Raw genomic sequence first — 13016 nt, 5'->3', positions numbered from 1 at the left:
TTTAGTAATGAATTGAAAATGCCTTACTTAATTATATAGCAAGAAATAGCTTTGTGAAAAATTGTTAAAAGTCCGTTTTCACCCTCGTTTTTTGCGCACTTGGTGGACAAAGTAAATTATGTTCTAAAACCTTTTTATTAATAGTTCGAATTAAATCCGCTGCTTCTGCCGTATTTGTATTTTCTTTTAGTCTTTCTTTTAAATCGTCAATTTCTTTTGAAAGCTCAATCCACCTAGGCAAAACATGATTATTTGCTAAAGTTCTATAAAGTTGCTTTTCAGGATTGTAAGAAAGATCTTTATCGAGATTAAGAGGTTTACCTTTACCAGGTAAATTATCAAATGACCCTTTCTTTTCTGCCTCTTTAACGATAGAACTAATATGATCCTCATACGTATAGGACCAAACTTTTTCATCTTTTACTAAAATCTCTTGCTTTTTTAGTTTTTTATCTAGTTCTTCTTGATTCATAGCTTCTCTCTCCTTTTTATTTTTTAGTGTCGTTTTTGTAAATTCCAATGCCCTTAATCCTTCGAATAGCTTTTCTCGCCACCACACGCTACCATGATCGCCTTGAAACTCTTCATAAGTAATTTGGTATTCCTTTTCTTTTAAAGCTTTATACAGACGTCTATTAGCCGTTAAAAGAGGTTTGTTTTCAAGTTCTCCTACTGCTATGTAAGAATAGAGATGAGTCGCATTAGAATCTATTGATTAAATTTGATTTTCAATCCAAGGAATTTGATTTTCATAATCATCTTTTTTCCAATGTACGGATCCAGACATTGACAACACATTTCCGAAAACATGTGGATTTTGAAGTGTTGCATAAAAAGCTGCTAAGCCACCAAGACTGAAACCAGCAATTGTTGTATGTTTTGCTTCTTGATGCACACCACGGAAGTAATTCCTCCTTGAAAAATGCATTCATTTTATCATTATAAGTTAGCCCTTCTAATCGATCGACAGGATCTATAGCAACAGCAATACAAGATGGGATTTCATTTTTGTAAATTAAATAATTAAGTGTTTTTGCGATTGGAAGGTTATGAATGAATGAATTCCCATCAAATACAATGAGAAGTTCTTGAAGATGTGAAGTGTGAGAATAATCATGAGGCGTATAAATATGAATTTTACGTGTGTTATTTAAAATCGAACTATAAAAAGAATATGTTTCAATCTTTCCGGATGGATAATCATTTGAAGGAAAACGACTGCTATACTGCACGTCCATACCTATTTTTAACACAGACGCTTTATTGGTACCTTCTCCATCACCTCTCTTTCTCCTTTGTAGTATTCTATATGTAGTTTTTTCATTAGAATCCCTATATAAAAGTAGTCGTAAGTTATGTGTTTAGAGAAGTTATTGATTAGAAAGATGATCAATTGCTTGAATAGAAAGTTCCAATGATTTTATTCTTCTTTCTAACAGTGTTCTTTGAGGACTCCCAAGCTTTGACTTAACATAAATCTTTTCAATTGATGGCAACAAACCAATTAGAACATTTCGAGCGTCTGCTAAATCCTCTTGGGTGTAATGATGGGTTTCTTGATTCCAAATACTTTCTAACATAGCTAAGCCGATACTAGCTGCTTTGAGTCTTTTTTTCACTAATGTAGTATTTGCACCTTTTTGAGTCATCTGAGATAGTGCATTTTCAAGTTTACGGATTGTTGACTGTAAAGACTGTATGGATTCTACTTTATCTACATTTGATACGTTTTTCATATTAAACCTGTCCCTTCTTCGTTTCTAAATTAGTTTTCTTGATATTTGATAATACCATTTAGAAGCGAATTTTACTCGAAATATTTGAGTTGGACATGAATTGGAAGGAAAACAGCTAACAAGCTTCTATCTCCTCCCTCTTACATATTTTATATGTACTTCTTTTTTCTCGTTAAAATACCTACATGGACAAGGTATTAATATTGTATATTTTATGAACAAAAAACGTACAAACAGCATCACTTGTACGTTTTAATTTTTATTCAGTAAGATAATAAAGTAATAGCTTACGGGTTTTTTCATAATTCATGAAATCTCTATATAAAATGGGATAATTTATAATCTCTGTTTCTAGAAAACGATATTGCGGAAACCACTCAAAAAACGATTTTCTTAGCCACTTAATTTGATTAAACACAATCTCCTGTTCATTATTATTAAGCACGTAACTTAAAGTACCTGCTGTATGCATCCAATAATAATTTAAATCAGCGCTTATACAATCATCTTCTGTAAACGTATTATTAAAATCTTTTCTTATTTTTCGAATGTCACAATTCGGAAACGGTTTATACAGTGGACTAGGCATGTTCTGCAATTCATTAAAAATAACCTTTTTACCTACCACCCCTTTATTTCTCTAGCCAATTTAATAAGTTTTCATAATGATATTGAGCATCGATATACCCAAGATTATATAAATTAACGAGCTTTTCCTTATTTCTTTCTATTCCGCTTATAGGAAGCTGTACACTTGGTTGAATTACATAAAAATTATCTTTTTGTTCTTCTTGATTCATATAAGATATCGTCTCGTTATAAAAACGATAATGGTCTACTAAATTCTCTGCGATTTTCGGATATTTTCTATATAGAATTTTAGCTAGACCAGAAAATTTATTTCGCTGCTTCTCGTATCCTTCTGGCTTTGTCATAATTACAACGTTCTTTTCATAACCATCAGTTTGAGCTTTTAAAACTGGTATAGGATCTATAATTCCTCCATCTAGTAATTTTCGATTATCATATTCTACAGCAGGTGCTATAAACGGCACAGAGCTGGATGCACGGATGATTTTTAAAATATCATTTCCATGTTCTGTTTTATTATAATAAACAGCTTGTCCTGATTCGCAATCAGTCGTCCCTATAACAAATTGTTCATTACAGTTTAAGAAAGTTTGAAAATCAAATGGAACAATTTTATTAGGTACTTCATCAAATAAAAAGTCCATTCCAAATAATTCACGTTTTCGAATTAAATTTCGATAAGATATATACCTGTAATCTGATACTAGCTCTGTATTTACTTTCTTATTTCTCCCTTGTTGACGCGACAAATAGGTTGCTCCCATACAGGCTCCAGCTGATACGCCGACTACATATGGAAAGAATAAGTTCTTTTCCATGAAATATTCGAGTACACCTGCAGTATATAAACCTTTCATTCCTCCGCCCTCTAATACTAAACCGATATTCTTCATTCTATATCCCTCTGCTTCTTTTTTCTTAATTTCATATTAGCATAAGATTTTAAGATGAGGTTATATAAACTAATTACAACAATAACCAGAAACTACTAAAGTAATGTGATAATATCTTTGTGAGTAACATGTTACAATATAAGTAATTCATTCCACATATATTAAAGGAGGAATTTAATATGGGTTTATTTAGCGGTATTTTAGGAAATGCATCAAATACGAGTTCTGAAAGTGTAGAACGTGATTTAGAGAAGATTATGCTAGACGATGAAAAAGTAGAGCATGCTTATAAATTAATTCGTGATCTAATCGTATTTACAAATCGTCGTCTTATATTAGTAGATAAACAAGGAGTAACTGGCAAAAAAACAGAATACCATTCTATTCCTTATAAAAGTATTACACAATATAGCATCGAAACGGCTGGGCATTTTGATTTAGATGCAGAACTTAAAATTTGGGTGTCTAGTATGGAGGAACCAATTACGAAAGAATTTAAAGGTGACGATAGTATTTTAAGCATTCAAAAAGCGCTAGTAACCTTTACGACAAAGTAGTGGTTTTTGTATCTTTATTCATTTTCGAAATTACTAACCCGAGTATTTTGGAAGAACATACATTATTTTTGTATATTTAATCTAAAATAACATAAAAAGGTAAAGCGTATTTTAAATGCTTTACCTTTCTTTTTTGTAATAAACAAGTGTAGTTTTATCATTTAATTTCTTTATTACTTCTGTTCTTTTATACCCCATTTTCTCGTATAGAAAACAATTTCTTTCTTCTTCTAAAATCGTAGCAAGTTCAAAACTTCGTGCTTCTGGAAACATTTCTTCAATTAAAATAAGTACCTTCTGAGCAATTCCTTTCCCTTGATAGATTGGATGAATAAACATTGGACTAATCCAAAATTTATAAGGTAGTTCTTTTGCGGATATACATATCGCTCCAACAAGTTTCGAATCTATTATCACCTTATAAAAATTACTGCTGGGATTATTTATTCTAAAAATAGTTTTTTCAATAGTTTCATTTGCTGGATTTGTTTCATAGTCTTTATATTTATGTAATAAAGAGCTAAATGAGTCTATTTGCATTTGAAATATAACTTCTGCATCAGTTTCTGTCACCTTTTCTAATATAATCTCCATGTTACCAATTTAGACGCTTTCTTAAAGAAGTAATATGAGCGGTATGGTGACGACCATGCCATGCATATAGTCCTATTGCAACAGCAAGTTTTGTTTCACCAGTTTCAGGATGGTTAAATGTCTTTTCTAAATCTTCAATTTCTAGAGAATATAAAAGATTAACCCATCTTTTATGTAATGAATCTAGCATTACTAGTGAAACATCTACCGGTAATTTTGAATCAGGTAACTCTGCCCATTTCTCTTCTTTATACGGCTTAATAGTTGGATTCTTTTCTGTCAGTGCTAATTTAAAGCGTATGTAGCTATTCATATGGCTATCAACGACGTGATGAACTACTTGACGTACAGTCCAACCTCCAACGCGATATGGTGTATCTAACTGCTTCTGATCTAAATCTTTAATTGCCCTTGTTAGTTCATTAGGTAAATCTTCAATTTCTTGAATCCATGTATCAATCATTTCTTCAGTTATAGGACGTTTGTATGTAAATTGGCCAATTGGATAACGTAAATCATTCATGAATAAGTCCTCCTTATTATAAGTGTGAAGTATTTCTCCAAATATAGTGTACAAACTTCACATGTTCTCCATTTAATTCTACAGATGTTATATCTGATTCGTTTTGATAAGAAGAAAATCCGCTTTTTTCTAGTACAATTTGAGATGCGAGATTATTAGTGGTTGTTTTAGCATAAACTTCAGTAATTTCATTATTTTCCGCTACATCTAAAATTAATTTTACGGCTGCTGTTGCAACTCCTTTTTTAGTAAATTTTTCTCCGACCCGATACCCGAGCGAACTAATTCGAGTTTCCGTATCTATATCTACTAAATTGATTCGCCCTACAATTTCTTTTTCTTCATTACGAATTAAATAAAAATAAGAATCTCCATCTGCCTGTTCTATTAATAAATCGTCTAGTAGTTTTTGGAAATATTCAAATTCAAAATATTTCGAGCCACGATTTGGTACCATTGTTTCAAAAAAAGATTTATTTGTAAGTTCAAACGTAAATAAATCCTTAGCATCTTGTTTCTTTAGTTGCTCTATGTATATTTCCATTCCGTATTCTCCTTCTTGATTTACTAACTGTTATACATTCTTTTTTAATCAATTATATTCCTGCTATTTCTTTCGATTAAGTAATACAGATAGTAGCACTTTCGGATGAAAGAGATGAAATGGACTACGAATTAAATTCATCACTCGTACTAACCGAATATAAACATCAGAATTACTTGCGGATAGTCGATATATTTGCTTCGTATACCATAGTTGAAATTTTTGTTTTGTAGTTAATTCTCTCTTTAGTTGCGGGTGACGTGATATTTCTGTTGTTGTCATATCCCAAGGAGTTTCTATTATAGTAGCTGCCTTTTTATAAAATTGTTGTGTAAATGTTTTATCAAGTTGTTTTCTATCTTGCAAAAGTAATTGTAATTGGTGAGCCTCCATAGCAGCAACTGATACGCCTTGGCCGAAAACGGGATCAAAACGACATTGCGCATCTCCAATAACTAATAATCCTTCTGGTACATTATTCACTAAATCAAATCGCCGGCGTACTTGATAAGGAATTTTGTATGTCTTTATATCAGTAATTCCCTCAGCCTTATTTAAGAAGTCTGTAACATTAGAAATTGATAGATTTTCAGCAAAATCATAAAACTCATCATCTGTTTGTGGTGCTTTCTCATTTGCGTATCCACTAAAAGTAACAAAATAACGATTATCTTCTATCGTTTGAATAAGAACGCCATAAGGGTTATCAGGGAAACTAGGAGACATTAGCATATTACAACAGTCTAACTCCTCATTTTCTTTAAGTTTGAACATTTTCGTTGCGTAAAATAAATCAATACGAACTTTCTCTTCTTGTACTTTAATTTCGTATTCTCGTAGCCACTCTATACTTTTTGAGCCAAACCCACTCGCATCAACTACAAGATCCGCATGAACTTCTTCTTGTGTGTTTGTCTCTAAATATTTAACTTTTACTCCACACACTTTGTTAAGCTTTGCATCTACCAATAACTCTTTAACCAATGTTTCATATTTAATAGTAATATTTGAAATTTGATGTATTCGTTTTTGAATATGCCATTCTAGCAAAGGACGACTTTGTTGAATCATATGTACTTCCCCTATGAACGGTTGTTTCCATAGACCGAATTGATGCCATTTCAAATCACGCGTAAAGTTGTTTATAATACTACCCGCTTCTATTAATTCATTCGTAATATTAGGAAACAATTCTTCAATTGCGTTTTCTCCACCTTTTAATAACACGTGAGGATGATTACTTTGTGGAACTCTTTTTCTCGAAGACTTTCCATCCCATCTTTCATCAGCTTCTATAATGATTACTTCTTTAAAAGAAGTTGATAATGCTTTTGCTGCAAACTTTCCTGCCATACTTCCACCAATAACGATAGCCTTATTAAACATATTTTCCCCCTTAATAAAAAGAGATCCTGCCTTGTATGAATGAAACAGGATCTTAAACTAATTAACTTCTTTATCATTATACTTAAAATACATCAGTAAATTGCAACATTAAAATTAAAATACCTAATCCCCATACGTAATACGCGAATACTTTTAAGGAGTGACGTTTTAAATATTGAATCATCCATGAAACGGCTATGTATCCAAAAAACGCTGCTGATAACGTTCCGACAATTAAAGATGTACTAGAAATAGATTCTGCTTTCCCTTGAAAAACGTCTACAAATTGCAAAATGATAGCTCCAACGATGGCTGGTGTCGATAGTAAAAAAGAAAAGTAAGCAGCAGTTTCACGGTCTAATTTTCTCCATAATGCAGCGACAATTGTCATTCCAGAACGGGAAATGGCTGGAAAAATAGCAGCAGCTTGAAATGAACCGATAATTAATGCGTCTTTATATGTTATGTCATCCATTTTTTTACGACCATTCTTTTGTTTATCTGCCATGTAGAGAAAGAATCCGGTCACTAAAAACTCCCAACCGATCGTGATTCCTGTTTTTGAAATATCTTCAAAGAAGTCTTTAAACAATAAACCAATTACAACTGCGGGTATTGTCCCAACGATAAGTAATAACATGAGCTTTGAAAATGGGTTTTTAATTAAATATATAAATTCTTTTTTGTAATAAATAAAAACCGCAAGTAAAGTCCCAATATGCAGCATCGTATCTAAAAATAAGCCAGCCTCATCTAATCGGAACAAATGCCTTCCTAAATAAAGATGTCCGGTACTACTGATTGGTAAAAATTCTGTTAAACCTTGAATTATACCTAGTATGAAAGCTTCTAACCAATTCATGATGGTCTCCTTTCTCTTTTGCTTGTACCAATATATGAGGGTTAAATTTTCGATATGAAAAAAACTATATTTCTCTATGAATTTACTTTTTATTTATGGATATATATGTAAAGAGGGTTAAGGAGGGTTATTATGTGGAAGCACACAAAATTCGGTAATGTATTACTTTGGGTGGGCCCTATCCTTGTATTTTTAGGACTATGTATGACAAATGTTATTTCAGATATTCCTTTCTTTGAGGGAAAACATAAAACGGTTGGTATTGTACTTATATTTATAGGTGTAATCTGTTTTGTTGCTGCTAATCATTTGAAAAAAGGAGAAAGATATGAAGAATAAATCTAAATAAAAAACAATCCTTGCATATTAGCTAGGATTGCTTTTTATTAATGTTGATTATTTGTAGAATACTTTATCAACGTTATATTTCGCTTTGTATTCATTAATGATATATGTTTCGTAAATTTCTCTTTCTGTTGGATCTTCTACGATACATGCATCAATGCGGTATACTTCATCACGGTGATTTTTAATTGGTGAAACATTATCTTCAAAATGCTTCTTAATACGTTGTCTAATTTTACGAGCTTTACCTACGAAAAGAAGTTCGTCATTAATATTGTAAAACATAAAAATGCCGCCTTTATCTCTAGGGAACAAGTGGAAATCAATAAATCCATTAATTGGAGTAATGATTGGCTCGTCTCCTTTAATAACTTGTTTACGTTCAGTAATTGAAACATCAGCTTCAGGAATATTAATTTTAATCAAGTTCATTCACGTCCTCTTTTATTATAAAGATAAATAATAGCATACATAAGTAAGAAAAGCTATGTTCAGAGGCATATTTCATTTTATAATTCAAATATTATAGGTGTATCATGTAAACTTTTCTTCCAAATCATATGATCACTGGATTCTCCCCAGTAATCTTTCAATACATAGCTAGGTTTTCCAAACTTTTTCATCCATATACTTTGCGCATTTTTATATCCACTATCTAAACAATATTCTGTTATCCCTCTGCTAAGTAATGTAAGAAACATTGTATGTAGTAATAAACTCCCTATTCCCTTTCTCTGATACTCCGGAAGTATGAATACAGTTCCTATTTCATACAAATTTTTAAGTACACCACCTGTACAACTATTAATCAATGTACTTGCTGGACCGATTTCGATTGTTCCAATGATTTTATCGTTACTTGTATCAATTGCTAATAAAAAGTAACGACTTTCTCCGTTACTATCAAAGTCACTTTTCAAATACTGCTTTTTTGAGTTAATTTCATTTTCTATGTCATCTAATAATTGTGACAATCCTTCATCTTTGTATGTATTCGTAATAACTATACGGAAAAATAAATATAGTTCATCTACATCATTCAAATTCGGTCTTCTAACTGCAACGTTAGTCATGAATTCAATCTCCAATCCTCATTATGCCATTGTCAATACAACACTTTATATAATCTATTCATCATTATTCTGCAAAAACCTGCATAAATCCAACAGTATAGAAAGCTCATTATAAATATTGATAAAATAATTTTTATATCCATAGTTGTATGAACAGCAGGACCAAGTACCGGAAAGTGGAAAACATCGAGAACAATCATAATACCTATAAGTAGACAAGTTGCTGAAAAAGAAACAATCCAAATTCTCCTCTTTAATTTTAAAAAGGATACTCCTAAGGCTAGACCTAATAAGCCTGTAGTAAAAGGAAAGACAATTAGTTCACTGGGCTCAATAATAAATAATAGAAAAATAGTAAGAATATAAGAAAGTATTCCCTCACGAATAGAATAGAAAATAGCAAAAAAAATCGGTAATGTCGAAAATGGACTAATGAGCAAACCTATACCAGGAACTAAGTTCCCAGCTGCTTGAAACATGGTGGTCAATGCACTCATCAAAGCTGTAAGTACTAACTTATTCGCAAGGGACAATTTTCTTTTATGAACAAAGCTCGTATCATGTTCTATCATCAGTTGATACCAATAACGTACAAACCAATTCATTAAAATACCCCCTAAAGATACCACATTCATTACTTTCTATATTATTCATACACTTATGGTTTATGAGTTGCTTTCTACTAGTTATAAATCACTATATAAAATAGATACTTATAGATTGAAGATGTTTAGGGGGACAAGTCAAGTTGTGCGTTTTGGAAGCAGAATAAACTCTTTATGTTTTTAAACTGAGAATTTATATCGTATCAAGGAATAATTTCAAAAATGGTACCTTTGTTATAATCAGTTACTTTCATAGAACTGTAAACTCCTAAATATAATTTAGTTTGATCCGAATTTGTTCCTAAACTCATATAATAAGCTGGTTGCGTACCAAAATCATAATTGGTTTCAATAGCATGAAAGTCAGCATGTTTACCGTCTGTACCTGCTCTAGTATAGGCTAAAACACCCTTAATTGGAGACTGAGATTCTCCTTTCTTGGCAAGGTCAGTAAAAACAACGCTACCTGTTAAATTTGGAATTGCATTTCCCATATATGGCTGAACTCCTGTAAGTGAAGTTCCTCCAAACTTATCTGTTCTAGAATCTTTATGAAAATAACTAAGTAGAGGCAGAATACGCTTCACTGAAGTTTGTATTGTTTCATCATAATAAACCATTGTTCTCTCATCCAAAGTCTGATTCTCAGAGCAATGTCGTATAAAAGAAGTAGGCAAATCCCCTTCCCATCCTCGCCACCCAAAATTGATAAACCCATCTTGATTGAGAGTTAACCTCATAAAATGCATTTGAACAAGTTCTGTTACCGGTATAGGTTTATATTGAACAAATGAAAAAATAGACTCTACAATATCTTGTCCGACATTTCCGGCGTATTTGATATATTGATTATAAAACCTTTGAAATGAAATGCCAGTTATATTACGTACTCCTTTTGCAATTACTGTAAGTGTTTCTTGTATAGATAAAGGAAGTTCATTAAAGCGTGTAACTACAGGAGGGTTATTTATAAATGTATTTTTACTTACATCGATTTCAATTATTTTTCCTGCTATTTCTAAATCATCTTGGCTTAAATTAAATGGATCATAACCTGATCCGCCATCTCCATTTGTAAAAACAAGTTTTCCAGTCTCAGGTGAAAAGTTTAAACTATTGACTCCGTTATGATTAAAAAATGGTCTTCTTACATTCAGTAATGTTCGTCGTTTTTGAGCTTGACCATTAGATTGTAAAGTCCATTCTTCCACTGTATCAATGTGATCATATTGCGTATTTCTATTAAACCACTTTAAATTTAACGTTTTAGGGTCACAAGGATTCGGTTTAAATTGCTCAGAAAATGCACCTGGCCCTTGAGTTCCAGCTACTGAATAATGAAGATAAAATAACCCATTTTGATAAAATTGTGGATGGAACGCAAGTCCAAGCAATCCGCGTTCATCATAACCGCTACTAGAAACACCTTCTTCAAATGTACCTAATTTAATAATTAGGTGACGAATATCTAAAAATGTCTTTATAACTCCGTCCCCTATGTAAAAAATCTCCCCTAATTGAGTTGCGATAAATAGTCTTTCGGTCGATTCACCTGGAAGTATCGTTGTTTTCAATACAGTTGGTAAATTTACGTTATGAACAATGGGTCGTAAACTAACTTTAACTTTTGTCAATTAACTGTACACCCCTTTTTCTTCTTTTTTATAGAAGAATATGATTAGAGTAGTTCTGTTAGTATCAAATAAGTCGCATTCCTTTTTATTACAATTTTGTATATAATATAATTATAAATAATCTGGGGGACGAACTATGATAATCGTACTACAAATCATCTTACCACTGATTTTCACAGTCTATTTATTTACCCTCTATCGTAAAGGGACGTATGGATCAGCTTCATTTCTTTTAGCAGTCATGATAGGAATTTTCGGTTTAGAGAATATTTTTCAGCATGCTAGTCTAACAGATCATGCTATTTATCCATATTGGGGCAGTTTGAAGGCTGTTGTTATCGTTTTATCAGTCGTATTTCTATTTAAAAAAGGTGGTTTAACAGAAAAATATTGATTTTTAATGCGTTACATATTTTCTTGTTAAATTGCTTTTATTTTATAAAAGAAGAAATATTTATGTAAAAACACGAAGGGATGTGTTACATATGTCTATAAATATTATTTCAATAGTATCTATCATAATATGGATTGTGTTAATTACAGAACTTATAAAACCTTCAAAAGAACAGAATGGACGAAAAATAGTAACTTTAGTAACTGCTGGTTCCGCATCAACACTTATTTTGACGGTTTCATTTATTCAAAATGTCCCGTTTTGGAATTGATAGTGATATAACTAACAAAAATATGTATAAATAAAAAGATTAGGATTTACTCCTAATCTTTTTATTTTTTGAGGTAACACCATATGCCCAGCAAGCTAAGGTCTTGAAATAGCCCCTAAACAAAATTTGAAATTTTTCTAAAGTTATTTATGTGAATTTAACTCGTTTTCAGGAACATATATGGTCCTTTTATAATTTGAAGTTCTTTTTAAGCTTCTTATATTTTCTATACGAACGCCTAACAATGTTTAACATAAAATACGGTATTTTAACCGGGAAAGGCAATTTATATATGAAAGGAAAATAAAAGGTGAAATATGCCTTTTCTAGATCTCTCCACTTACTATCTTCTTTTATTTTTAAGAAATCAGATACATCGACTACATATCCCCTTCCTTTTTCCATCATCACATTTTTCCCGTGAACATCACAAGGAGTTAACCCTTGTTCCCTCGCATACTCTAAAGCCTCATTAATATCAAGTATTACTTGCTTAGGAATTTTAATACCCTTATGAATAGCATCGTATAAGGTAATTTCTTTTAAACGTTTCAATACTATGAAATTTTCCCCTTTATATATAAGCTTTGAATAAGAAGGATGATCTCCAATTCTTCGGTATACTTCTGACTCTTTTTCAATTCCTTCTCCTTCTCGCACGTAAACTTTCACTACCCAATCTTTGTATTCTTTGTGCATGAATACTGCGGCATAATTACCTGTTCCTAAACACTTCCAAAGTCTAGGAATATCTTTAACTACTACAGGCTCGAATTCATCCTCACTTCTTATACTTACCTCTTTTAATAATTCGTCATTTATCAATCCCACAAAACTATTTATACTCATCATTCCCACTCCGGTTTTGCTAAAAGGGGGCCCACCCACATTTTAACGAAAATATACACTAAGCGAATTTTAGCATAAAACGAGTCATCTTTCTTCCTAAAATAAAAAGCTGACTCGTTTTATTTGAACTGTTGAATACTTAATATTTATTTCGTTATT

Annotated in this window: 17 protein-coding genes and 1 pseudogene; 4 read left to right on the top strand and 14 right to left on the bottom strand. The window is 31.7% G+C overall.

Features of this window, described 5'->3' with window-relative positions; translation table 11 throughout:
* Positions 1-64: 64 nt before the first annotated feature.
* The 4 genes and pseudogenes from ES895_RS21660 to ES895_RS21645 all read right to left on the bottom strand — a co-directional run.
* Positions 65-1280, bottom strand: a pseudogene (locus ES895_RS21660) (DnaJ family domain-containing protein); the annotation flags it as partial.
* Positions 1281-1370: 90 nt separating this feature from the next.
* Positions 1371-1736: a hypothetical protein gene (locus ES895_RS21655; protein WP_000800309.1), complete on the bottom strand. Its 366-nt coding sequence runs from the start codon at positions 1734-1736 to the stop codon at positions 1371-1373.
* 259 nt (positions 1737-1995) lie between these two features.
* On the bottom strand, positions 1996-2364 hold the full coding sequence (locus ES895_RS21650) for a YxiJ-like family protein (protein WP_087967071.1): 369 nt from the start codon (positions 2362-2364) through the stop codon (positions 1996-1998).
* A gap of 4 nt (positions 2365-2368) precedes the next feature.
* A complete protein-coding gene (locus ES895_RS21645) occupies positions 2369-3220 on the bottom strand; it encodes a patatin-like phospholipase family protein (protein WP_000789291.1) in 852 nt (283 codons plus the stop codon).
* Between the two features lie 179 nt (positions 3221-3399).
* On the opposite strand from ES895_RS21645, the gene ES895_RS21640 reads away from it, so the two are divergent.
* Positions 3400-3777 carry a PH domain-containing protein gene (locus ES895_RS21640; protein ID WP_000522476.1) on the top strand — a complete coding sequence of 126 codons (378 nt, stop codon included), beginning with the start codon at positions 3400-3402 and terminating at the stop codon, positions 3775-3777.
* 120 nt (positions 3778-3897) lie between these two features.
* Here the strand turns inward: ES895_RS21640 and ES895_RS21635 are convergent, their stop codons facing one another.
* From ES895_RS21635 to ES895_RS21615, 5 genes are all read right to left on the bottom strand, one after another.
* A complete protein-coding gene (locus tag ES895_RS21635) occupies positions 3898-4371 on the bottom strand; it encodes a GNAT family N-acetyltransferase (protein ID WP_002005126.1) in 474 nt (157 codons plus the stop codon).
* Between the two features lies 1 nt (position 4372).
* On the bottom strand, positions 4373-4894 hold the full coding sequence (locus tag ES895_RS21630; RefSeq protein WP_000999082.1) for a YfiT family bacillithiol transferase: 522 nt from the start codon (positions 4892-4894) through the stop codon (positions 4373-4375).
* A gap of 16 nt (positions 4895-4910) precedes the next feature.
* Complete coding sequence (locus ES895_RS21625) at positions 4911-5438, bottom strand: GNAT family N-acetyltransferase (RefSeq protein ID WP_000409239.1); 528 nt, start codon at positions 5436-5438, stop codon at positions 4911-4913.
* Between the two features lie 63 nt (positions 5439-5501).
* Positions 5502-6824, bottom strand: a complete 1323-nt coding sequence (locus ES895_RS21620) for an FAD-dependent oxidoreductase (protein WP_135238633.1) — start codon at positions 6822-6824, stop codon at positions 5502-5504.
* A gap of 82 nt (positions 6825-6906) precedes the next feature.
* Positions 6907-7686, bottom strand: a complete 780-nt coding sequence (locus ES895_RS21615; RefSeq protein WP_001104298.1) for an undecaprenyl-diphosphate phosphatase — start codon at positions 7684-7686, stop codon at positions 6907-6909.
* Between the two features lie 132 nt (positions 7687-7818).
* On the opposite strand from ES895_RS21615, the gene ES895_RS21610 reads away from it, so the two are divergent.
* Positions 7819-8025: a hypothetical protein gene (locus ES895_RS21610; RefSeq protein WP_000265477.1), complete on the top strand. Its 207-nt coding sequence runs from the start codon at positions 7819-7821 to the stop codon at positions 8023-8025.
* Between the two features lie 57 nt (positions 8026-8082).
* Here the strand turns inward: ES895_RS21610 and ES895_RS21605 are convergent, their stop codons facing one another.
* From ES895_RS21605 to ES895_RS21590, 4 genes are all read right to left on the bottom strand, one after another.
* Positions 8083-8463 carry a nucleotide excision repair endonuclease gene (locus tag ES895_RS21605; RefSeq protein WP_001048941.1) on the bottom strand — a complete coding sequence of 127 codons (381 nt, stop codon included), beginning with the start codon at positions 8461-8463 and terminating at the stop codon, positions 8083-8085.
* Between the two features lie 77 nt (positions 8464-8540).
* Entirely contained in the window at positions 8541-9104 is a 564-nt protein-coding gene (locus ES895_RS21600) for a GNAT family N-acetyltransferase (RefSeq protein ID WP_000185958.1), read from the bottom strand.
* A gap of 32 nt (positions 9105-9136) precedes the next feature.
* Positions 9137-9709, bottom strand: a complete 573-nt coding sequence (locus tag ES895_RS21595) for a YybS family protein (protein WP_033690230.1) — start codon at positions 9707-9709, stop codon at positions 9137-9139.
* A 203-nt stretch (positions 9710-9912) separates the two neighbouring features.
* Positions 9913-11343, bottom strand: a complete 1431-nt coding sequence (locus tag ES895_RS21590) for a PQQ-dependent sugar dehydrogenase (protein WP_000169999.1) — start codon at positions 11341-11343, stop codon at positions 9913-9915.
* A gap of 136 nt (positions 11344-11479) precedes the next feature.
* Here ES895_RS21590 and ES895_RS21585 point away from each other — a divergent pair, with 136 nt between their 5' ends.
* The gene (locus tag ES895_RS21585; protein ID WP_000587708.1) at positions 11480-11737 is read left to right on the top strand and encodes a hypothetical protein; all 258 of its coding nucleotides are present in this window, start codon (positions 11480-11482) and stop codon (positions 11735-11737) included.
* Between the two features lie 91 nt (positions 11738-11828).
* On the top strand, positions 11829-12008 hold the full coding sequence (locus ES895_RS21580; protein WP_000026326.1) for a hypothetical protein: 180 nt from the start codon (positions 11829-11831) through the stop codon (positions 12006-12008).
* 189 nt (positions 12009-12197) lie between these two features.
* Here ES895_RS21580 and ES895_RS21575 read toward each other — a convergent pair whose 3' ends face one another.
* A complete protein-coding gene (locus ES895_RS21575; protein ID WP_000026533.1) occupies positions 12198-12857 on the bottom strand; it encodes a protein kinase family protein in 660 nt (219 codons plus the stop codon).
* Positions 12858-13016: the final 159 nt, after the last annotated feature.

Source organism: Bacillus sp. 007/AIA-02/001 (assembly GCF_004634455.1).
Lineage (GTDB): Bacteria > Bacillota > Bacilli > Bacillales > Bacillaceae_G > Bacillus_A > Bacillus_A cereus.
This window is presented reverse-complemented; position numbering and strand designations above follow the sequence as displayed.